Origin of the sequence: Parasphingorhabdus sp. DH2-15 (genome assembly GCF_051668705.1) — a bacterium.
GTDB lineage: Bacteria > Pseudomonadota > Alphaproteobacteria > Sphingomonadales > Sphingomonadaceae > Alterisphingorhabdus.
This window is the reverse complement of the sequence record NZ_CP196351.1, coordinates 2,459,750-2,481,523: the sequence shown is the minus strand read 5'-3', so window position 1 is coordinate 2,481,523 and position 21,774 is coordinate 2,459,750. Positions and strand designations below refer to the sequence as shown.

Sequence of the window (21,774 nt, the reverse complement as noted above, 5' to 3'; positions counted from 1 at the left end):
TTCGGGGTAACTCTTTCACTTATATAGGGAAACAAGGGGCAGTGATGCAGGTGCAGTCGGTCGAATAATATCATTATTTTGCCGCATAACATGGTCTAGATGCGCAAAGACACTATTTTTCTGAACATGGGTTACCTATAAAGAGAATATGGCAAGTTTTTCCAAGATATTTTCGCAATTCGGTTCATTCATGGCTTCGGGCAGTCCTTGGGGCGATGGCCCGACCAAAGGCGGCTCTGGCGGGCCCAATAATCCATGGCAACCTTCGGGCAGCAGCAATGGCTCTGGCAAAAAGGGCACGGTAGAGGATTTATTCCGCAACCGTTCTGGCGGGGGTGGCCCTAATGGCGGCGGTGGAGGCATGACAGGCATGCCCAAAATGCCGGATAGCAAGAAGTTCATTCCACTGGCCCTGATTGGCATTGCCATTTTTTGGATATTATCGACCAGCATATGGCGACTGGGTCCGCAAGAGCAGGGCGTCGTCAAGTTTCTTGGTTCCTATTCGCGTACCGTTGGCCCGGGCATTAACTGGACCCTGCCAATGCCTTTCGAAACTATGGAAAAAGTCGACACACAGGCTATTCGCGAAACATCGATCGGCACGGCAAGCGCCAATGACGGCAATTTTGTTTTGACGAGCGACCAAAATATTATCGATATGGCCTATGAGGTCCGCTGGTCAGTGCGCGACCCTGAGCTGTATCTCTTTCAACTAGAGGGCCCTGATGGGGCAGTTGAGGCGACGGCCGAAAGTTCGATGCGTGCTGTCATTGCCAATTTCTCGCTGGACGATGCGATTGGTCCGGCACGTACCGATATTGAGGCACAGGTGCGTCAACGCATGCAGGAAATATTGGATGATTACCGCGCTGGCGTTTTGATTCAGGGTATTACTATCCGTCAATCCGATCCGCCAAAAGAGGTCAATGAAGCATTTAAGCAGGTTAACGTTGCCCAGCAACAAGCTGAGACATCGAAAAACGATGCGCGTGCTTATGCCAGCCGTTTGATTGAACGTGCAAAAGGTGAAACTTCACGTTTTGATCAGGTTTATGAGCAATATCGTCTGGCGCCTGAAGTCACGCGCCAGCGTCTCTATTATGAAACGCTGGAGGCGGTACTGGGTAAAGTAGATAAAACAATTGTCGAAGCCGGCAATGTTACGCCTTACCTGCCTCTGCCTGAATTACGCCGACGCGCTGACAGCATTGCTCAACCAACGGTGCCAGCACCCACGCAACCGTCAACCGGTCAGGGAGAGCAATAATGGGAACGCGTTTCGGTAACCCTGTTGTCATCGGCATTGTCCTAATTTTTGCCGCAATATTGACCAGTCTTTCAGTGTCAATCGTACCTGAAACAGAACAGGCCTTAATTCTGCGCTATGGTCAACCACAGCGTAAAATCAATATCTACAAACCGAATGAAGTATTCGGCCAAACTGGTGCAGGCCTCGCTTGGCGGATTCCGTTTATTGAGCAAATTCAATATATCAATAAACAAGTTCTGAATATTGAGATGGAGCGTCAGGAAGTTCTGTCTACGGACAAGTTGCGTCTGCAAGTTGATGCTTTTGCGCGGTTCCGGATTACGGACCCGCTGCAAATGTTCCGGTCAATCCGCACCGAAGAGGCTTTACAGGGCCAATTGCGCACTATCTTGGGGTCATCATTGCGTAACGAGCTTGGCAAGCGGTCTTTCGCGCAGTTGCTCAGCCCTGAACGCGGTCAGATTATGGAAAATATCCAGACTGCCCTGAATGTTCAGGCAAGGAAATATGGCGCGGAAATTATCGATGTGCGTATCAAACGCGCAGATTTGCCCGAAGGTACACCGCTTGATTCGGCTTTTTCACGGATGAAATCCGAAAGGGAGCAAGAAGCGACAGCAATTCGTGCTGCTGGTACTCGCGAGGCGCAGATTATCCGCGGCCAAGCAGAAGCCGAATCGGCCAGAATCTATGCGGAAAGCTATGGTAAGGATCCTGAATTTTATGATTTCTACCGCGCCATGGAAAGCTATCAGCAAACCTTCATCAACGGTAAGGGCGATTCGTCAATCGTGCTTTCACCCAATAGTGAGTATTTGCGCCAATTCCGCGGGCGGCGCTAAGCTGGGCGCAAATGTCAGGAAGGTAAATGGCTGTAATATATTGCCGATTGTCATATGGAAAAATGACAAAAACATTTGTGGTCGTTCAATTGGTGTTAAGCCAGTCCTGACCAAAAGACAGATGACGATAACGGCCCTTATATCAAGGACCAAAGAGAGGAATTATACGTGCGTTATGCTTATGGAGTAACTGCTGCTTTATTGGTCGCTGGAAGCGCTATTGCGCTGAGTACTGGTCAGACCGTCGGTGCGCAGGTTGCACAAAATGATCAACGGGTAGTGACAGCTGCCGCACCGCGCGCTGGTGCGCCAATGAGTTTTGCGGATCTGACCGAACAGCTGCAACCGGCTGTGGTCAATATCTCAACCAAACAGCGTGTGCGGGTCCGCAATAACCCGTTTGCCGGCTCACCCTTTGGCGACCTTTTTGGCAACCGTCGTGGACGGGGCAGCGAGGGCGAAACAACCCGTCCTGCCCAGTCTCTCGGTTCTGGTTTCATTATTTCAGCGGATGGCTATGTCGTTACCAACAACCATGTTGTTGCTGCTGATGGGCGCAATGCGACGATTGAATCGATCACGGTGACCATGCCGGATGGCAAAGAATATGAGGCTGAATTGGTTGGCCGCGATCCGGACTCCGATCTGGCGGTATTGAAAATTCAACGCGGGGAAGCATTCCCATTCGTACAATTTGGCGATTCAACCAAAGCGCGTGTGGGTGACTGGATTATTGCTATCGGCAATCCGCTGCGTTTAGGAGGAACCGTTACTTCTGGAATAATATCTGCTTTGTATCGAAATGTTGGTCCAGAGGGTGTTGGAACAGGTGGCGCTTATGCCCGCTATATTCAGACTGATGCTGCCATTAATAGCGGAAATAGTGGCGGTCCAATGTTTGATCTGAACGGCAATGTTATTGGTATTAATACCGCTATCATATCGCCCAATGGCGGCAGTGTTGGTATTGGTTTTGCTATTCCATCAGAGGTGGCCAATCCGATCGTGACTTCTCTTATAAACGGTGAAGAAATTGAACGCGGTTTTCTGGGTGTTCGATTGCGCCCACTGGATGACGATCTGGCGGAAGCGCTCGGTCTGCCCAAAAACCGCGGTGAATTTATCGGCCTTGTTCAGGATGATGGTCCGGCTGCAAAAGCAGGTATTCGTGCTGGCGATGTTGTTATCACTGTTGATGGCAAGGCTGTCACGCCTGAGCAAACATTGTCTTTCATTGTAGCCAATGTGAAGCCTGGTGCAAAAATCCCGATTGAACTGGTCCGTAACGGCAAACGCCAAACGGTTCAGGCTGTGGTTGAGAAGCGCCCTACACCTGACGCCATGGCCGAAGCCTTTGGTCAGTCAGAACAGAATTTCGAAGAGGAAGACCCCGAGCAGGATGAAGTTGCGGCACAACAAGCTCTTGGCATCGCAGTACAAGAACTAACGGCAAATCTAGCCGAGCGGCTAGGTCTTGATGCTGATCAAGAAGGTGTGATCATAGCAGCTGTCGACCGCAACAGCGATGCTTTTAGCAAGTCGCTTGCGCGTGGTGAAGTTATTACTATGGCCAATGGCCAGCCTGTGAATTCGCCAGCCGATCTCGAAGCGATCGTGCAACAAGCCACGAGCGAAGGGCGAGGCGCAATATTGTTGAAAGTTATCAAAATTCGTGCACGCGGCAAGCCGGAGATTTTCGTGCCGGTACGTCTGCGCGATAGCAACTAAGCATAAACTCCCATAATCGGGACAGATATTGAGCGGGGCTTCGGCCCCGCTTTTTTATTGTCTATTGCATGACCAGCAGTCAATGACTGCACTTCCCGTTCGCGTCATCTTGCCCCAACTATATCATCACTCTAGACATTGCTTTTACACGAAAATATCGCGGACATCAGGAGCAAGATATGGGCAGAATAGCAATCGTCACTGGCGGAACACGCGGCATTGGTGAAGCAATATGTGTTCGCTTGAAAGAGCATGGCCGCACCGTGATCGCCAGCTATGGTGGCAATGATGCTGCTGCTCAGGACTTTACCGAACGGACCGGTATAGCGACCCAGAAATGGGATGTGGGTGACCATGAGCAATGTCAGGATGCCGTCGCCAAAATCGCCACCGATCATGGCGAAGTGGATATTTTGGTCAATAATGCCGGTATCACGCGTGATGCAACATTGATGAAAATGACATATGAGCAATGGGAAGAGGTATTGCGCGTCGATCTTTCCGGTTGTTTTTCCATGGCCAAGGCTGCCTTCCCCAAAATGCGGGAACGCGGATGGGGCCGGATTGTCAATGTCGGCTCAGTCAATGGTCAAAGCGGGCAAATCGGTCAGGTGAATTATGCAGCGGCTAAATCGGGTATCCATGGCTTTACCAAAAGCCTCGCTGCAGAAGGTGCCCGCTACGGCGTCACCGCAAATGCTATCGCGCCGGGCTATATTGCCACCGATATGCTGGCCACCATTCCTGATACAGTGATGGAAAAGATTGTCGCGCAAATCCCTATGGGCCGCTTGGGCGAGCCAAGTGAGATTGCGCGCGGCGTAGAGTTTCTGACCAGCGACAATGCCGGTTGGATCACTGGCTCTACATTGTCGATAAATGGCGGCATGCATATGTATTGAATCGGATTGCGCGCAGCTTATTGGCTTTTGCATCTGCTTGCCGCATAGGCTGTCACTATGGCTCAACCCTATTATCACCCTCCGGTAAAACGCTCGATTACAATTGCTGGCCACGCCACATCTATCAGTCTTGAGCCTGTCTTTTGGGACTGGCTAAAGACAGAAGCAGCGACGCGGCAAATACCTATCAATGCTCTGGTGGCGCAAATTGATCTGGAGCGGATGCAGAGCGATACGCCGCCCGGTCTGGCCAGTGCGGTCCGTTTATGGCTGGCGGCACAGTTGCAGCAGAATGCGCAAGCCGAGATCACATTTCGTTGGGCCAATGGAGAAGCGGATTATACCCGTTTGGGCCAATTGATGTTTGACGCCGTCCACGCACTGCCCAGCCCGTATAGCGAAGATGAACGCATAGCATGGATGCCTGAGCCGCGATCCGGTCCTGTCTGGAATGATCGTTTGGCCAAGCAAAATGTTTTGCTGGCAGAGACGGATGGGAATGAAGCACTAGGCTTTATGAGTCTGGAGCAACTTGAAAAGGCGGGTCATGCTTATGTCGACTTTGCATATATTGCCGGACCCGCACGAGGGAGCGGCTTGTTTCGCGCTTTATACGAACAGATTGAAGAAGAAGCGCGTGCTCAAGGAAAACATAAGCTGGAAACCCATGCCAGTCTCATGGCACAGTCGGCTTTTGCCGCCATGGGGTTTACTGTCCTGCATGAAGAGCAAGTGGAGATGGCAAGTCCAAATGGCCCACAAAAACTGCGTCGTTTTGCGATGCTCAAGGATCTCTAGTTAAGTGCTATATCAGGCTTCCAACACATAGGCCTTGTCGCCACGGCTTTTGCACATTTGTTTTTCAATCCGGGTTTCTTCGCCATCAATAATCGCAATGTCCGTTATGGTCATGCATTTGCGGCCATTGGGGCGCGATGCCAAAGCCGTTACGGTTGAAGACCCCGAAACGCCTTCTCTGGTAGGGCTTTTCCATTCAGCGGTCGCGCCTACAGCCTCGGCCTCAGTGACTTTTTTTGTTGCCTTAACTGCTTCTTCCTGTTCTTCCTTGGTCAATTGACAGGCAATTTCCCCAACCAATATTCCGCCAACGCCAGCGGCCAATAAACTGCCTATACCGTCAAGCCCTGCGGCTTGCCCGGCAACGCCGCCAAGTACGCTTCCCAAAAACCCACCGCGCTTTCGGGCTCTACCGCACCCTTTGTTAGCAGTTTTCTTTTTCTTGGACTTTTTGCCCTTTTTGGATTTGTCTTTCTTATTGCCATCGTCATCATTGGCGGCAATCTGCACTGGCTCTGGCGGTGTGTATTCGGGCACGGGGTAGCCATTGCAACCAGTGTTGAAGCAGAAACGGTCCTGCAGATATTCGCGGTCAGCGCCATAGCGGGCAACAGCGGCCTGATAGTCAGACATATATTCACCATTGGGTTCTGATTTGCTGAATTCTGCGCGCATCCGTGCATAGAAATCGTCATGTACCGCTGGCGTCAATGTCGGGTTGCCGGCCACTTCTTCACTATAAAGCCGTGATAATTCTGTTTGGTGGGCAATCATCTGATCAGCAAATGGCAACAGCTTTCCGTCATAAAATCTGTCCAGCAACTCCGTGCATCGGTTAATATCATTGGCACGTTCAAATGGGGCTTCTATCTTTTGCCAATCTTCACGGCATTCAGGATAGTCATCGGTTGACAATATGGGCGCGTCGGGGAGGACGGGCACTACCATTACATCGCCTTGCAAATTACGCTCTTGCGCTAAGGCCGTCTGTAAGGAGATGCTCATTCCCAAAAGCATTGTCATGATGAAATAGTGTAATTTCATTTCTCTCCCCTTATGAAAGACCCTAGAATCTAAATCTCTTGCTGGCAAATTTAGAATGATGCCCATGCGTTACACCGCTTGTCCTGAAGGCCATGCATGATTATGCTATAGCCAATGTGAGCGAGAGGATATTATGGCGATCTGGAAATCTGTAATGGCATCTGCTGCGGCTTTGGCTCTTTTGGGCAATAGTGCAGCGAAGGATCCTGAAAATCCGACATGCCCTTTACAGCCTGATTGGGCGGCTGGTCAGAAGATGACGCTCAATGTGCAGGAAATCTTTGATGAGAAAATTCTGCTTGCTGAAGGCGTTATCGATGCCGAATTGCCTGACCGTCTGCGGGCGGTCATCAAAGAAAATCCTGATATTGCCGAAATTTGGCTGCGTTCGCCTGGTGGCAATGCGCGGGCGGGCAATGCGGCCGGACTGATTATCCGCAAAGAATTGGGTCTGGTTATTACGCGCATTCCCAAAGGCTGGTCCTGTTTCAGTGCGTGCAATTTTGTTTTCATGGGCGGCAAGGCACGTATCATTGAAGATGGTGGCAATTTCATGGTGCACATGTTCACGCTTACTGGTGACCGCGATGTTATTGATGAAAGTGTTGCGCTCGGCACCGAAACAACCATCGAACTCATTGGTGAAATTGAGCAGGAAAGCGCATTGCTGGCCACAGAGGATAATGATTTTCTGATCCGCATGGGCGTATCGCGCAAATTGCTGTCAGAGGTTATGTACCGTCAGCAAGCGGTCAAAAATGAAGAAGACCCGTCCACACGCTATTGCCTATCCGTGGAAGAAGCCTTCAAATATAATGTTGCGAATGTGAGTGCTGATTAAGCGTTAGTCGCCAACGCGCTCAATATTGGCGCCCACTGCCTGAAGTTTTTCTTCCAGCCGTTCATAACCGCGATCGAGATGGTAGACGCGGTTGACTTCGGTTGTGCCTTTGGCGGCTAATCCCGCGAGGATAAGCGACATGCTGGCCCGTAAATCGGTCGCCATGACCGGAGCACCGGTCAAATCTGATATACCGCGCACCACAGCAGTGCGGCCTTTAACCTCAATATCCGCGCCCATACGGCTCAATTCCGGGACGTGCATATAGCGGTTTTCAAAAATGGTTTCGGTTAGCACACTGGCCCCGTCTGCACGGCACAGCATTGCCATGAATTGGGCCTGCATATCGGTGGCAAAGCCGGGAAATGGTGCGGTGGATAGCGTGAGAGGTTTAAGGCCTTGACTGGCATTAACATGTACGCCTTTGGCATTTTCCTCGATTAGTACGCCAGCTTCGCGTAGGGCGGCAACAGTCGCTTCCATTTCAGAAATTTTGGCACCGAGCAAATTCAATGTGCCGCCTGTTATCGCCGCTGCACAGGCATAGCTTCCTGCTTCAATACGATCAGCCATGACACGATATGTTGCGCCATGCAGCCTGTCTTTGCCGGTAATGACCAATTTGCTGGTGCCGATACCTTCAATATCTGAGCCCATGGCGATCAGCAATTTGCACAGATCAACAATTTCCGGCTCACGCGCGGCATTGTTCAATATACACTGACCATTGGCCAATACCGCGCCCATTATGGCATTTTCTGTCGCGCCAACGGACACTACGGGGAAGGTATATTCGCCGCCGGGCAATCCTGATTTTGGTGCGCTTGCACGGACATAACCTGATGCAATTTCGATTTCTGCACCAAAGGCTTCCAACGCTTTGAGGTGAAGGTCAATCGGACGGTTACCAATAGCGCAACCGCCGGGCAGGGAAACAGTTGCTTCACCAGCACGGGCCAATAATGGCCCCAATACCAAAATCGAGGCGCGCATTTTGCGCACAATATCATAAGGGGCAACGGTTGCCGTGATACGGCCTGCACGCAAGGTCATCACTCGGCCAAAATCTTCTGGTCTGGCGCCTTCAATAGTCGTGGATACGCCCATCTGGTTGAGCAAATGCCCAAAACTGTCCACATCCGCCAATCGCGGCAGGTTGCGCAGAGTCACAGGCTCGTCAGTCAACAAAGCGCAGGGTAAAAGGGTAAGCGCTGAATTTTTCGCGCCTGAGATTGGGAGATCGCCCGAAAGCGTTTTGCCACCGTTAATTACAATTTTATCCATGCCAAATCGTTTAGCGCGGATTATCTGTTACGCAAGTATAGAAGGCAAAAAGGCTGCAATGAACAATATTCAGCGCGCCTTGTATTTTCGGTCCGCGTGGGGGCAAGGCGTAAATTATCAGATTTTTTCCAATGTGCATTGCAGCGGATGCTGGTTTTCACGTGCTGCGTCCATTACCTGTGTTACCTTGGTTTCGGCCACTTCATAAGTAAAGATACCGCAAACGCCGACGCCTTTTTGGTGGACATGCAGCATAACGCGGGTTGCTTCTTCCATATTCATACCGAAAAAGCGTTTGAGCACAGCAACGACAAATTCCATCGGTGTGTAATCATCATTGAGCAGCAAGACTTTATATTGGCTGGGCTTTTTTGGCTTGGTGCGCGTTTTTGTCGCTACTCCAATTTCGCTATCACCATCATCGCCTTGGTCATTATCGTCATCACTGGCAGATATTGGCGTAGTGCATGGCTGCGACTTAAAAAACTGTGCCCGCACGGCTATTGCGGGAGAGCCAATGGATGAAGCGATAATGGGGTTTGCTGATTCAGACATAGATGCAGAATATCGTATCTTATTGTTGGTGTGCAAGGGTGCGCTATGCAGATTATTACAAAGTGCTGCAATCCCCACTTAATATTGCTGTCAGAACGTTGCGAGCATCGAGCAACAAAAAGGGCTGCACCTTACGGTACAGCCCTATTGTTCGAGAGACTTAATCTCGTAAAACTGTCTTAGGCAGCTTTTTTGAATGTTTCCATTGTCTCGCTGACGCGGTTGGAAATGGGCTGAACAACTTCACCGGCAATTTTGATGAACTGTTCAGTGTTTTTAGATGTTTGTGCAACACCGGTGTCGAATGCTTTGCGCACTGTTGCGGCTTGTAGCTGGAAGAATTCTGTTGGTGATTTAACAGCAGCAAACTGCTTCAAAGTTGCAGTGGTTTCTTCGAAATTGCTGCGCAAATCTGTTGCATAGGTTTGGCCCATATCTTGAGCACCTTTGGCAGCGATTTTGCCTGAAGCAACAAGCGCTTCGATATTGGCTTTGTTGAATTCATTGGCCTGAGAAACATACTCGGTGCCTTTTTCATAAGCCGTTTTGGCTTGTGCAGACATGTTACCAAACAATTCTTTAGCACGTGCTGTCATAGTTTCGGTTGTTTCTTTAACAGTTTCAGTTGCTTTGTTCATGATGTTTTCCTTCTTAACATTGGCATCTTTAGACGCGGTTTTGCGTGCAGGGGCCTTTTTGGCGGCTGCTGTTTTGGTTATGATAGTTTTCTTAGCGACAGTTTTCTTTGCAGCAGCTTTTGGTGCTGTGGTCTTTTTCGCGACAGCAGCTTTTGACGTGCTTGTTTTTGCAGCTGTTTTCACCGCTGGTTTGGCAACAGTCTTAGCAGCAGCTTTTGCAACAGCGGCTTTCTTAGTCGCTGGTTTTTTTGCGATCACCGCTTTTTTAGCGGGAGCAGATTTTGCTGACGCTTCAGCAAATGCCTTTTCCGCATCTTTGGCGGCAGCGTCATCAGTGATAATCTTAGCATTGTCAGCCATGATTGTGTTTACCTTATCGTTCATGTTGCACTGCACAATAGTGATTCATTTTCCTTTCGTCAAGGAAAAATTGTGCAGCGCACAAAAGCGCTGGTAAATATCTATGCGGCAATGAGAATAAACGCCTGACCGTATCAATGCTTTATAACTTACTGCTTCACATATCGCCCGGGCGCATCCTCAATGGCTGGCAATGTGCCATTGCCGGGAAGGCGTGCGCCGGTTGCCGCAACCTTCTTTCCACCATGCTGGCCGATCCATTCGCGCCAATAGGGCCACCAGCTGCCGGGATGCTCCTGTGCCTTTTGCTTAAAGTCATCGAGCGTCTCTGCACCTTCTGGCCGTGTCCAATATTGGTATTTTTTGGCCTTTGGTGGGTTAACGACACCAGCAATATGCCCTGACCCGGCCAACATGAATTCCTTCGGGCCGCTGAGATGGTGCATCAATTTCCATACGCTTGGCGCTGGAGCGATATGATCATCAATACCGGCCTGAATAAAGCAGGGTGTTTGTATCTTGCGAATATCAATCGCTGTACCATCAATGGTGATGGCCCCTGGTTGGACCAGTTTATTGTCCCGATAAAGGTCTATCAAATAGGCGCGATGCCATTTTGCAGGTAGGTTTGTTGTATCGCCATTCCAGTGGAGCAGATCAAAGGGCGGGTATTCCTGACCCAGCAGATAATTGTTAACGACATAATTCCAGATCAGATCACGCCCGCGCAGCATATTGAATGTCAGCGCCATATAGCGACCATCAAGATACCCCGTTTCGGCTGACAAATGGTCAATCATTGCCAGTTGGTCGTCATCAATAAAATGCTGAAGCTCACCCGCATCGGCAAAATCAACCTGCGCGGTAAAGAATGTGGCACTACCGACCAGATCGCTCTCACCGCGTGCTTCCAGCAGGGCAAGTGTTGCCGCCAATGTCGTGCCTGATACGCAATAGCCAATGGCGTTAACATGCGGCACATCCAGTGCGTCACGTATCGTGGTCATGGCGTCAATCTGGCTCATGACATAATCGTCCCAAACAACATCGCGCAGGGTTTCGTCAGCTGACTTCCACGACACAATGAACACGGTAATGCCTTGGTCAACGGCCCATTTGACGAAACTTTTCTTCTCATTGAGGTCGAGAATATAGAAACGGTTTATCCATGGCGGAAAGATGACCAAGGGTATGCTATCAACCTTTTTGGTTGCTGGCTCATATTGAATCAGTTGATATAGCGCGGTTTCATGCACCACCTTGCCCGGAGTGATAGCAATGTTGCGGCCTAGCTCAAATGCATTCGGGTCCGTATGGGTCATTTGCCCTTTGCGGATATCGGCCAGCATATGTTCAAGACCTTTGAGCAGATTCTGACCTTTTGTTTCCACTGTCTTTTGAATGACCTGCGGGTTTGTCAGTGCAAAATTGGCGGGGCTCATGGCATCAACCATATTCTGCATGGCGAATGTCAATTTGGCTTTGGCACTTGGCTCCAGCCCCTCCATGCCCTCAGTCAGTTTCAGCAGATGATCGGACATAAGCAGATAATTTTGCTGCAGGGCGGCAAATGCCATTTGTTCTTGCCACTCTGCCGCTTGAAAGCGCCTGTCTGATTTTGTGGTTTCCGGAGCTTTGCCCGTCAGCATAGCCTGCCAATATTCCATGCCCTGCTGCCACAGCGCATTTTGCTGTTGCATCATATTGTGCAGGCCGCCTTTATCGAAACGCGCCATTTGCTCTTGCCAATATTGCGGGTTCCACAATTTGCTCAGCATATTGTCATCGCTTTGGGCCAATTGTGACATATGCTCGGTCATCATCGCCTGGGCTTGCCGCATGACGCTCATCCATTGCTGAACATCCTCCATGCCGGGCAATGTACCGCTCGCCATTTTGGCCGGGTCAAATTGCGACATATCGAAACCAGCGCCAAAGGCAGCAAAGTTTGCAAATGGATTATCGGGTATATCGTTGGACATTATGGCGCGTTCCGGTGCAGCAAGAATTTATGGCAATTGGGATTCTGAATCTGAGTGTAACAGCATTTGCGGACATAAATAAGTCATTGTGCTGCTTTGCGCTACCAAAATGCTCGACATATCTGGTCTGCTGCGCCATTGGGATAGTGATCAAACAGCCAGCAACTGAAGAGCCATGACCGAAGAATTTTATCGTATCCGCCGACTGCCACCTTATGTCTTTGCCGAAGTCAATGCGATGAAGGCAGATGCGCGGGCGCGCGGCGAGGATATTATTGATCTGGGCATGGGCAATCCTGATGGAGCGCCGGCAAAGCATATCATCGATAAATTGGCCGAAGTGGCGAATGATCCTAATGCACATCGCTATTCTGCCTCACGGGGGATAAAGGGTCTACGCAAGGCACAAGCGGCCTATTATCAGCGGCGCTTTGGGGTTGATGTCGACCCTGATAGCGAAGTTGTCGTCACGCTGGGCTCTAAAGAGGGCCTCGCCAATCTGGCGCAAGCGATCACCGCGCCGGGCGATGTCGTGCTAGCGCCTAACCCTAGCTACCCCATTCACACCTTCGGGTTCATCATAGCCGGGGCTGCCATTCGCTCAATCCCCGCTGCGCCCGGCCCAGACTTTTTTGACCGGTTGCGCTATTCCATGGCGTACAGCGTCCCTAAGCCCAAAGTGCTGGTCATGGGCTATCCGTCTAACCCGACAGCCTATGTTGCCGATCTGGATTTCTATGCCAAAGTGGTGGACTTTGCGCGTGAGCATGGATTGTGGGTGATATCTGATCTGGCTTATGCGGAGATATATTTTGACGGTGAGCCAACGCCATCGATCTTGCAAGTGCCAGGCGCAAAAGATGTTGCGGTTGAATTTACCTCGATGTCGAAAACATATTCCATGGCCGGTTGGCGCATGGGCTTTGCAGTGGGTAACCAGCAATTGATAAGCGCGTTGACGCGGGTAAAATCCTATCTGGATTATGGTGCGTTCACGCCCATCCAAGTTGCAGCAACGGCGGCGCTAAATGGGCCGCAAGACAATATAGAGGCCAATCGCCAACTCTATAAATCGCGCCGCGACGTGATGGTGGAGAGCTTTGGCCGTGCCGGATGGGATATTCCGCCGCCAGCGGCCAGCATGTTCGCATGGGCCCCCATTCCTGAACAATTCCGCGAGGCAGGGTCGATGGAGTTTGCCAAACAGCTCTTGTCCAAGGCGCAAGTTGCCGTAGCGCCCGGCACAGGCTTTGGCGAAGAAGGCGAAGGCTATGTGCGCCTTGCCTTGGTTGAGAATGAACAGCGTATCCGCCAAGCGGCGCGCAATATCAAAAAATTCCTTGCTGAGCATGGCTAGCTTTGCGCGGCGCTGTAGCTGAGATGCATTCTCTGGAAAAAGTCTATCAGCAGCACTTGCTTGACTTGGCAGGTGAGGGACGAGAGCGGCAGCTTAGCACGCTGAATGGCATAGATTTTTCTTCCAATGATTATCTGGGTTTGGCAGGCAGCGATGTTCTGCGCGATGCGGCGCGGACGGTTTTGGAAACAGGCGTCGCGCTGGGTTCGGGTGGCTCGCGGTTGCTGCGTGGCAATCATTATGCCCATGCAGCATTAGAGGAATTTGCCGCAAAGCATTTCGGGCATCAGGCAATGCTCTTTTTCGGCAGCGGTTTTGCCGCCAACAGTGCGGTGCTGGCAACCTTGCCGCAACGCGGGGACATAATCATCCATGATGCGCTGATCCATGCCAGCACGCATGAGGGATTGCGCCTGACACGCGCCGACCATATCAGCGCGGCGCATAATGATGTTGCGGCCTTTGCCGATGCGATTGCCCATTACCGTGCGCAAGGCGGGACAGGGCGCATATGGCTGGCGGTGGAAAGCCTATACAGTATGGACGGTGATATTGCGCCGCTGGCTGACCTGAAAAAACTGGCGGATGAACATGATGCTTTTCTGCTGATTGATGATGCGCATGGCGGCGGCACATTTGGCGAAGAGGGGCGCGGGCTTGCGGATTATCTGATCGCGGATCGGCGATATGAGGGCGCAGCGCATAATGATACCGTGCATGATGATCCAATGCATGCTGATAATGTGATCGTCTTGCGTACTTTGGGTAAGGCCTTTGGCGTTGAGGGGGCCTTGTTGGGCATGTCATCAGTGCTGCGCGATTTCATGATCAACCGTGCGCGCAGCTTCATATTTTCCACGGCACCATCGCCATTTATGGCCAGTCTGGCGCAGGCCGCTATTTCGCTGGTGGCCAAAACACCCCAATTGCAGGCCAATTTGGAACAGCGTATCAGTCTGGCCGTGCATCATTTGAAACCCTATTGCAAAAAACCCGACCCGCATACGCCCATCTTCCCCGTGATCATGGGCGATAATGACCGCACAATGCAGGCTGCAGCTTATTTGCAGAAACAGGGTTTTGATGTGCGCGGCATCCGCCCGCCGACCGTGCCAAAGGGGACATCACGTTTGCGGATTGTGATAACTAATAATGTGGAGAAAGGCGATATTATCCGTCTGGCCGATAGCATTGATGACCTGTTAGACTTTATATAAGCGGTGATATCATGAGCAAATTTCCAACCTTCATGGTCACAGGAACAGATACCGATATCGGCAAGACGGTGTTTTGCGCTGGTCTGGTGCAATTTTTGCGCGCCTATTATTGGAAGCCGGTTCAGGCCGGAACAGATGGCGGGACCGATTGTGAGCGGGTTGCGCGTCTATCGGGCGTGGACGATACCTTTATTTTGCCAGAGGCTTGGCGATTAAAGCTGCCCGCTTCACCGCACCATAGCGCCGATATGGAAGGGGTGCATATTGATATGGACGCGCTGAGCGTGCCGCAGGTCGATGGCCCATTGGTTATTGAAGGCGCGGGCGGCGCTTTGGTGCCGATCAATCATGACGTGACCTATGCTGATCTTATGGCCCGCTGGTCATTGCCCACCATTATCGTTGCCAGCACCAGCCTTGGCACCATCAATCACAGCTTGCTGACCATAGAGGCATTGCGCGCGCGGCAGGTGCCGATCCATGGTGTTGCCTTTACTGGCGATGCTATGCCGAGCAGCGAGGACATTATTTGCAAAATGGGCGATGTGCGGCATCTTGGTCGCTTGCCAAGGCTTGACGCGCTAGAGCCGCAAAATCTGGCGGCGCAATTTGCGGCACATTTCAAAAAAGAGGACTTTGCGCTCTAAATATGGATATTTGGCACCCTTTTACCCAGCATGGTCTAAACGAGCCTATCCCCGAAGTGGTGTCAGGGGATGGCGCGATATTGCGGCTTTCCGATGGGCGCGAACTGATTGACGGTATTGCAAGCTGGTGGGTGAACACCCATGGCCATGCGCACCCCAAAATTGCGAGGGCCATTGCGGATCAAGCAGCGCAATTGGATCAGATTATCTTTGCTGGCTGGACGCATCCACCGGCATTGCAGGCTGCACGCGGTATGCGCGATGTCTTGCCAGAGCAATTATCACATATCTTCTTTTCTGATTCCGGCTCCACTTCGGTTGAGGTGGCGCTGAAAATGGCGATGGGCATGTGGCATAATCTGGGCACGCCGCGCGAGCGTATCGTGGTGATGGAGCATAGCTATCATGGCGATACGTTTGGCACCATGTCGGTGGGTGAGCGCACGATTTTCAACACGCCGTTTGAGCCATTATTATTCGATGTCGCCACAATAGACTTTCCGTCACAGGGCAGGGAGCAAGTAACGCTGGACGCGCTGGAACGCCATTGCGCAGATGCTGCACATAAGCCTGCTGCCTTTATTGTCGAGCCCCTAGTGCTGGGCGCTGGCGGAATGCTGATGTACAGCGCGGAAACTTTATCGGCCATGTATGCCATTTGCGCAGCCCATGATGTGCCGTTCATTGTCGATGAGGTTATGACCGGTTGGGGCCGCACGGGCAGCATGTTTGCCTTTCAACAAGCTGATTTTGTGCCTGATATTATCTGCCTGTCAAAAGGCATTACCAGCGGTGCCTTGCCATTGGCGGTAACGGCATGTCAGCAGCGTTTTTATGATGCGCATCTTTCGTCTGATAAAGCAAAAATGTTCTTCCACTCCAGCAGCTACACTGCCAACCCCATGGCCTGCGCCGCTGTAAATGCCAATTTGGCAATTTGGCGCGATGAACCTGTGCAGCAGCGTATTGACCATATTGCCGCGCGGCACAGTGAGGCTGCTCAGCGCTTTGCCGATTGTGTGCATATAACCAATATCCGTCAGCAAGGGTCTATTCTGGCGATGGAAATTGTTATGCCTGACAGCGCCACATCTGACGATGAAGATAAGGGTGGCGGCTATCTCTCAACATTGGGGCCAACGCTCAATGCTTTCTTTATCGAAAATGGCATTATGTTGCGGCCGCTTGGCAACACTGTCTATATTTTGCCGCCTTATTGTATCACGGATGAGCAATTGGACCATATTTATACCATGATAGAACGCTGCATTGAGGTGATATAAGGATAGGGCTGGCAAAAATTGCATATTGTTGCTTTAAGCCAGATCATCACTCTGCTGATGGCACCAAAAAGGTTCTAATCATATGCACGCTACGCTTTTCGACTCTTTGATGGTCAAGATCGCCTTAATCGGCCTTCTGGGCATAGGTGCGCAATGGGTGGCATGGCGCACAGGCAGGCCCGCCATTGCCTTGATGCTGATTGTCGGTGTGCTCGCTGGTCCGGTATTTGGTCTTATTGACCCTGAAAATGATTTTGGCGCATTGCTGGAGCCTATTGTTAAGCTGGCTGTTGCAGTCATCCTTTTTGAAGGCGGGTTGAGTCTGAATTTCCGCGATTTGCGCCATGCCGGCGGTGCGGTGTTGCGACTGGTCTTTATTGGTGTGCCTATAGGTTGGGCCTTGGGAACTGGAGCAGCCTATTATGGCGCTGGTCTTTCCTTACCGGTTTCGGCCCTTTTTGGCGGTATCTTGGTGGTTACTGGGCCAACAGTTATTGGCCCGATGCTCAGAACATTGCGGGTTGGCAACCGGGTGCGGGATATTCTGAAATGGGAAGGCATTGTTAACGACCCTATTGGTGCTTTGCTGGCGGTCGCTATTTACGCCTATATTATTCATGAAGGTGACGGCTCGGTCGCCAATGTCACTTTCGATGTGCTCGGCGCCAGCTTCCTTGCCGGTATCATGGGTGCGGCACTGGGTTATGGCCTGACATGGCTTTTCCCGCGCGGCTATGTGCCCGAATATCTTAAAGCACCAATATTGCTGATTAGTGTTATATTGGGTTTTGTCGTTTCTGATCTGATCATGCACGAAACTGGCCTGATTACCGTCACCATCATGGGCGTCGTCATGGCCAACCGCCATGTTTACTCCAGCCGCGCATTGCACCGGTTTAAAGAAGATTTGTCCGTGCTGCTTATCTCTGGCGTTTTTGTATTGCTGTCTGCGCAATTGGATTGGGATACGGTTCAGAAGTTCCAGATACAGTTCATCCTCTTCTTATTGTTGCTGCTCTTTGTGGTTCGCCCGGTTACGGTGTTGATCAGCCTGCTGCTTAGCTCCGTACCTTGGCGCGAGCGTTTGTTTATTGCATGGATTGCGCCACGCGGCATTGTTGCGGTCGCCATTACCGGCCTGTTCGCCAGCCGCTTGATCAAAAGCGGTTATGCTGATGCAGAGGCTTTGGTACCGCTCAGCTTCGCGGTTGTGATTGTCACCATATTTGCGCACGGATTTTCGGCCAAATGGGTTGCTGCACGGCTGGGTATTGATGAAGGCAAGGGTGAAGGGATCATATTGGTCGGGGCGAATCGCTGGACTATTGAATTTGCGGCTTTTCTCAAATCGCTTGAGCTGCCCGTCATGGTAGCAGACACCAGCCGCTTTGCGCTGCGCGGTGCACGCAAATTATCATTGGAAACATATCGCGGTGATATATTGGAGGAGGCGCTGGACGACAAAATCGACCTTGGGCAGTTTCAGCATATGATTATCTCAACCGATAATGAAAGTTATAACCAACTGCTTAGTTCTGACCTAGGCCCTGAATTTGGCTATGACCAAATGACCGCGATGGCGGTTGAAAAGAACAGTCCGGGTGCGAAGCGTGGACGCGTGCTGCTAGAAAGTGAGACCGTTTACAGCCAGTTAATCGACCGCGCTAATGAAGGCTGGGTGTTTAGTAAGACACGGTTGACTGAAAAATTCACCTATGAAGATTTTCGCGCCAATCTGAACGAAGACGAGGAAGCTGTTGCCTTGCTTAAGCCGGACAAGCGGTTGCTGCTATTCTCGGCACAAGCGCGTCCAATCATTGAGAATGGCGATGCGATTATCAGTTTCGTGCGTCCGGTCTGCCCTGAAGAGATTAAAGCTGCCCGCAAGGATCAGGTGGATGACAATAAGGCCGATAAAGGCGGATCAGAAAAACACAGGTCAGATACAGACTGACCTGTCGCAAGCGGCGCATAATGTGCCGTCTGTCTTATCCTTCACGCGGCCCGAATAAAGCACTGCCGACACGAATATATGTCGCGCCCAAAGTGACAGCGACGCCATAATCGCTGGACATACCCATTGAACGTTCAGCCAGTCCTTTCTCGCTCGCTAGCTTATCCAGTAAAGCGAAATGCGGCGCAGCTTCCTGGCCAGCAGGAGGGATACACATAAGGCCGATAATCGGCACTTTATGCGCATCTGCTGCATCTAACAGAGCCTGAATATCATCAATTGCGCAGCCGCCCTTTTGCTCTTCATCGCCAATATTCACTTGTAACAAGCAATCGATATAACGCTCTTGTTCAGCCATGGCCTTGCCCAATGCCTTGATCAAAGACGGGCGATCGACCGAATGAATCATGTCAAACATAGCTACGGCTTCCGCGGCCTTGTTGGATTGTAATTGGCCGATCATATGCAGCACAATATCATCATGCGATGTGCGCAGCGTCGGCCATTTTTCCGCTGCCTCTTGAACGCGATTCTCGCCAAAATGGCGGTGGCCGCTATCAATTAAAGGGGATATTTGGTCAGCAGACCGTGTTTTGCTAACGGCTATCAGGGTGATGTCGTCAACATTGCGCCCTGCCAGTTTAGCCTGTTTCGCAATATGATCATGCACCGTGCTTAAAACATTGCCAGTCTCGGTGGCTGCCATATCTGTATCTTTATTTTCATCGTTCATTTTCTGCCCTATAGCAGGCAAATGTTTGATGACCAGATACCCAGTTTGCATAAGCATAATATATTTATGCCGCATGTCTGGCTCTTCACTGATAAGCGAACCGAGCATCGGCTGGAGCGCGATATTCTTGCCTTGCCGCCTTTATCTGGCATTGTTTTCCGTCACTATCACTTACCGCAAGCGGAGAGGCAGCGGCTCTTTACACAGCTAAAAAATGCATATGGGCATAGGGCTCTGCAATGTGTCTGGTCAGGTGATACCTCTATTGCCACGCGTCTTGGTGCGGATGGCGTTTACGGGTCACCATCTGCTTTGGTGAAAGGGCGAGCAATCGGCCCTAAACTTATGCGATTGGCGGCAGTGCATAATTTGACAGAGATTCGGCAAGCGAACAGCTTGCGCGCTGATATGGCCTTTTGCTCCCCCGTTTTCGCTACACGTACGCATGAAGATGCGCGGACTTTAGGGGCAATGCGTTTTGCTATGCTTAGTCGCCATGCCCATATGCCGGTCTGCGCATTGGGCGGCGTGAATCATGATAACTTCCCGCGAATAGCGCATTTCTGCCATGGTTGGGGCGCGATTGACGGATTATCAAAGGCCAGAGAATAACAATGAAAAGGGTAGACGCCGCTTAAAAACGGATTTGCGTGCCCACATAAACAGCCTGGCTATCATTCTGTTTGTTGGTCAGCGGTGCCAAGCGATCACGCTCATCGCGCAAGCGGACACCAGCCGTCACATCCAGATTTTTGCTCAAGCTATAGCTGCCACCGACTTGAACCGAATAGCTTGTTTCTCCGCCAAAAGTACGCGGCGTACTGCCGACTTGCGGTGTAGAATCAAGTTCAATGCTCGGGCTAAAGCGGCTTGGCTTATTGTTGCTTTCAGCTGATGGAGCGGCGCCCAGAGAACCGAGTTCAGGAACATCAATATTGCGCACTGTTTTCGGCAGCGCGAAAGACTGCCATCCTTTGGCAACGCCCAAGCGATAGGTTGTTGGAGTGATTTGTACTGGTTCTCTGGAACCAGCGCCAGGTTTCACAATAGCTTCACGAACATTGATCGCGCTCGCTTTTTCATCGGACAATCGCGCCGTAACAGTCACAGCACGTGTGCCGCGACCATCTTCATCAGCAGGGGTAAATTGAAAAGCGGGGTTAACTTTCAGCTCACTAAGCTTAACGACGTCGTTATTTTCGCCGTTAATTACCGCAGGTGTGAAAGGAACCAGATTTCCACTGAGGTTGAGAGAAAATGTTTTCTCATCAAGGTCAATATCTGATGCAAGGCTGACGGAAGGCACGACAATGAGTACGCCCGTAACGAGCGAACCTGCCATCAAGGCTGTCCTCATCTTTCCTGCCATTAACCTGCTCCTTGCATTATCATTAGATCATATATGGTTCGATTGCACTGACTGAATCGTTACTTATCCCTTTTCGTTACGTATTGTTGCAATTGTCACACATATTTGACGCAGAATTGCGCAACATTGTTGCCAATGCTGATAATCTTACCTTGGGCAGAATATGCCAAAATCAATATGAGCCATTGGTGAATGAACCAAAGAGAAGAGCGGAATTTATGCTGACAGCGGCATTTTGGCTCATATTCATATTATAGTCAGGCCCGATATGGTGGTTTTTGCGCTGGAAAGGGAGCATTTGGTGGACGGTGTGACGCATTGCACTTGCTGTACCGGCCAACCCTATCTAAAAGCCGTGCGAAAGTGCCGAAATGAATTTCGCCATAAAGATGTTTCAGGGCCAATCGGCCTTATGCTCTTATGGCCAACATATATGCAGGAGTCAGGTCCATGTCGTTGTCAGTAGCCGGATCTTTAAAAAACAATATCAGTAAAGCAAAAACCGCACTCATGATCGGCACCGTGTCTGTATTTTTGGCGGCATGCGGCGGCGGCGATAAACCCAAAGCTGATGTCGTGGAAACACGGATTACGCAGATTGGCGTTAACGGCTTTTTGTGGCGCGCTTCGTTGGATACGGTATCTTTTGCACCATTGGTTACCGCAGATAGCGCGGGCGGGGTGATTGTCACCGACTGGTATGCGACTCCAGATAATCCTAATGAGCGCGTAAAAATCACGGTTTCGATATTGGATCAGGATTTGCGGGCCGATGCGCTACGCGTTGCAGCATCGCGCCAGATAGCGCAAGGCGGCGGTTGGGTCGATGCGCCGGTTAAGGCAGCAACAGTGCAAAAGTTGGAAGAGATTATTCTAACGCGTGCCCGCGATCTGCGTCGTACGTCTATTGTAAATTAAACCGCGCTAATCACGCGCACAATGTGTTGAACACCCATATCGGGGCAAA

21 protein-coding genes and 1 pseudogene are annotated in these 21,774 nt (G+C 50.9%); 15 read left to right on the top strand and 7 right to left on the bottom strand.

The genetic code is table 11. The features are described from left to right. Positions 1-148 precede the first annotated feature (148 nt). The 6 genes and pseudogenes from hflK to ACR9YC_RS11525 all read left to right on the top strand — a co-directional run bounded on the left by hflK (position 149) and on the right by ACR9YC_RS11525 (position 5,543). Complete coding sequence (gene hflK / locus ACR9YC_RS11550; protein ID WP_438727794.1) at positions 149-1,270, top strand: protease modulator HflK; 1,122 nt, start codon at positions 149-151, stop codon at positions 1,268-1,270. Then, a complete protein-coding gene (hflC, locus tag ACR9YC_RS11545) occupies positions 1,270-2,115 on the top strand; it encodes a protease modulator HflC (protein ID WP_438727792.1) in 846 nt (281 codons plus the stop codon). The genes hflK and hflC overlap by 1 nt, the downstream gene beginning before the upstream one ends. A gap of 168 nt (positions 2,116-2,283) precedes the next feature. After that, complete coding sequence (locus tag ACR9YC_RS11540) at positions 2,284-3,843, top strand: Do family serine endopeptidase (protein ID WP_438727790.1); 1,560 nt, start codon at positions 2,284-2,286, stop codon at positions 3,841-3,843. A 179-nt stretch (positions 3,844-4,022) separates the two neighbouring features. Then, entirely contained in the window at positions 4,023-4,745 is a 723-nt protein-coding gene (phbB, locus tag ACR9YC_RS11535; RefSeq protein ID WP_438727788.1) for an acetoacetyl-CoA reductase, read from the top strand. Positions 4,746-4,802: 57 nt separating this feature from the next. Beyond that, positions 4,803-5,027, top strand: a pseudogene (locus ACR9YC_RS11530) (ribbon-helix-helix domain-containing protein); the annotation flags it as partial. Positions 5,028-5,105: 78 nt separating this feature from the next. After that, positions 5,106-5,543 carry a GNAT family N-acetyltransferase gene (locus ACR9YC_RS11525; RefSeq protein ID WP_438731806.1) on the top strand — a complete coding sequence of 146 codons (438 nt, stop codon included), beginning with the start codon at positions 5,106-5,108 and terminating at the stop codon, positions 5,541-5,543. A gap of 12 nt (positions 5,544-5,555) precedes the next feature. Here ACR9YC_RS11525 and ACR9YC_RS11520 read toward each other — a convergent pair whose 3' ends face one another. Then, positions 5,556-6,587, bottom strand: a complete 1,032-nt coding sequence (locus ACR9YC_RS11520; RefSeq protein WP_438727786.1) for a hypothetical protein — start codon at positions 6,585-6,587, stop codon at positions 5,556-5,558. A 133-nt stretch (positions 6,588-6,720) separates the two neighbouring features. On the opposite strand from ACR9YC_RS11520, the gene ACR9YC_RS11515 reads away from it, so the two are divergent. Beyond that, the gene (locus ACR9YC_RS11515) at positions 6,721-7,428 is read left to right on the top strand and encodes a hypothetical protein (protein WP_438727784.1); all 708 of its coding nucleotides are present in this window, start codon (positions 6,721-6,723) and stop codon (positions 7,426-7,428) included. Positions 7,429-7,431: 3 nt separating this feature from the next. Here the strand turns inward: ACR9YC_RS11515 and murA are convergent, their stop codons facing one another. The 3 genes from murA to ACR9YC_RS11500 all read right to left on the bottom strand — a co-directional run bounded on the left by murA (position 7,432) and on the right by ACR9YC_RS11500 (position 9,905). Next, positions 7,432-8,712 (bottom strand): UDP-N-acetylglucosamine 1-carboxyvinyltransferase, encoded by a 1,281-nt coding sequence (gene murA / locus ACR9YC_RS11510; protein WP_438727782.1) that lies wholly within the window; start codon positions 8,710-8,712, stop codon positions 7,432-7,434. 117 nt (positions 8,713-8,829) lie between these two features. Beyond that, positions 8,830-9,168, bottom strand: a complete 339-nt coding sequence (gene clpS, locus ACR9YC_RS11505) for an ATP-dependent Clp protease adapter ClpS (protein WP_438731803.1) — start codon at positions 9,166-9,168, stop codon at positions 8,830-8,832. Positions 9,169-9,446: 278 nt separating this feature from the next. Further along, on the bottom strand, positions 9,447-9,905 hold the full coding sequence (locus ACR9YC_RS11500) for a phasin family protein (RefSeq protein WP_438727780.1): 459 nt from the start codon (positions 9,903-9,905) through the stop codon (positions 9,447-9,449). Positions 9,906-9,963: 58 nt separating this feature from the next. On the opposite strand from ACR9YC_RS11500, the gene ACR9YC_RS11495 reads away from it, so the two are divergent. After that, the gene (locus ACR9YC_RS11495) at positions 9,964-10,362 is read left to right on the top strand and encodes a hypothetical protein (protein ID WP_438727778.1); all 399 of its coding nucleotides are present in this window, start codon (positions 9,964-9,966) and stop codon (positions 10,360-10,362) included. Positions 10,363-10,414: 52 nt separating this feature from the next. Here ACR9YC_RS11495 and ACR9YC_RS11490 read toward each other — a convergent pair whose 3' ends face one another. Beyond that, complete coding sequence (locus ACR9YC_RS11490) at positions 10,415-12,160, bottom strand: PHA/PHB synthase family protein (protein WP_438731800.1); 1,746 nt, start codon at positions 12,158-12,160, stop codon at positions 10,415-10,417. Positions 12,161-12,422: 262 nt separating this feature from the next. On the opposite strand from ACR9YC_RS11490, the gene ACR9YC_RS11485 reads away from it, so the two are divergent. From ACR9YC_RS11485 to ACR9YC_RS11465, 5 genes are all read left to right on the top strand, one after another. Continuing rightward, a complete protein-coding gene (locus ACR9YC_RS11485) occupies positions 12,423-13,604 on the top strand; it encodes an LL-diaminopimelate aminotransferase (protein WP_438727776.1) in 1,182 nt (393 codons plus the stop codon). Positions 13,605-13,627: 23 nt separating this feature from the next. Then, positions 13,628-14,821, top strand: coding sequence for an 8-amino-7-oxononanoate synthase (locus tag ACR9YC_RS11480; RefSeq protein ID WP_438727774.1), 1,194 nt, complete (start codon positions 13,628-13,630; stop codon positions 14,819-14,821). Positions 14,822-14,832: 11 nt separating this feature from the next. Next, entirely contained in the window at positions 14,833-15,468 is a 636-nt protein-coding gene (gene bioD / locus ACR9YC_RS11475) for a dethiobiotin synthase (RefSeq protein ID WP_438727772.1), read from the top strand. Positions 15,469-15,470: 2 nt separating this feature from the next. Continuing rightward, a complete protein-coding gene (locus ACR9YC_RS11470; RefSeq protein WP_438727770.1) occupies positions 15,471-16,751 on the top strand; it encodes an adenosylmethionine--8-amino-7-oxononanoate transaminase in 1,281 nt (426 codons plus the stop codon). Between the two features lie 82 nt (positions 16,752-16,833). Continuing rightward, positions 16,834-18,705: a cation:proton antiporter gene (locus tag ACR9YC_RS11465; RefSeq protein WP_438727768.1), complete on the top strand. Its 1,872-nt coding sequence runs from the start codon at positions 16,834-16,836 to the stop codon at positions 18,703-18,705. A gap of 34 nt (positions 18,706-18,739) precedes the next feature. Here ACR9YC_RS11465 and ACR9YC_RS11460 read toward each other — a convergent pair whose 3' ends face one another. After that, a complete protein-coding gene (locus ACR9YC_RS11460) occupies positions 18,740-19,438 on the bottom strand; it encodes a YggS family pyridoxal phosphate-dependent enzyme (RefSeq protein ID WP_438727766.1) in 699 nt (232 codons plus the stop codon). A gap of 66 nt (positions 19,439-19,504) precedes the next feature. On the opposite strand from ACR9YC_RS11460, the gene ACR9YC_RS11455 reads away from it, so the two are divergent. Next, entirely contained in the window at positions 19,505-20,050 is a 546-nt protein-coding gene (locus tag ACR9YC_RS11455) for a thiamine phosphate synthase (RefSeq protein ID WP_438727764.1), read from the top strand. A 22-nt stretch (positions 20,051-20,072) separates the two neighbouring features. Here ACR9YC_RS11455 and ACR9YC_RS11450 read toward each other — a convergent pair whose 3' ends face one another. Further along, on the bottom strand, positions 20,073-20,807 hold the full coding sequence (locus tag ACR9YC_RS11450) for a hypothetical protein (protein WP_438727762.1): 735 nt from the start codon (positions 20,805-20,807) through the stop codon (positions 20,073-20,075). Positions 20,808-21,317: 510 nt separating this feature from the next. Between ACR9YC_RS11450 and ACR9YC_RS11445 the strand changes: the two genes are divergently transcribed. Continuing rightward, positions 21,318-21,725, top strand: a complete 408-nt coding sequence (locus ACR9YC_RS11445; protein WP_438731798.1) for a DUF3576 domain-containing protein — start codon at positions 21,318-21,320, stop codon at positions 21,723-21,725. The last annotated feature ends 49 nt before the right edge of the window (positions 21,726-21,774 follow it).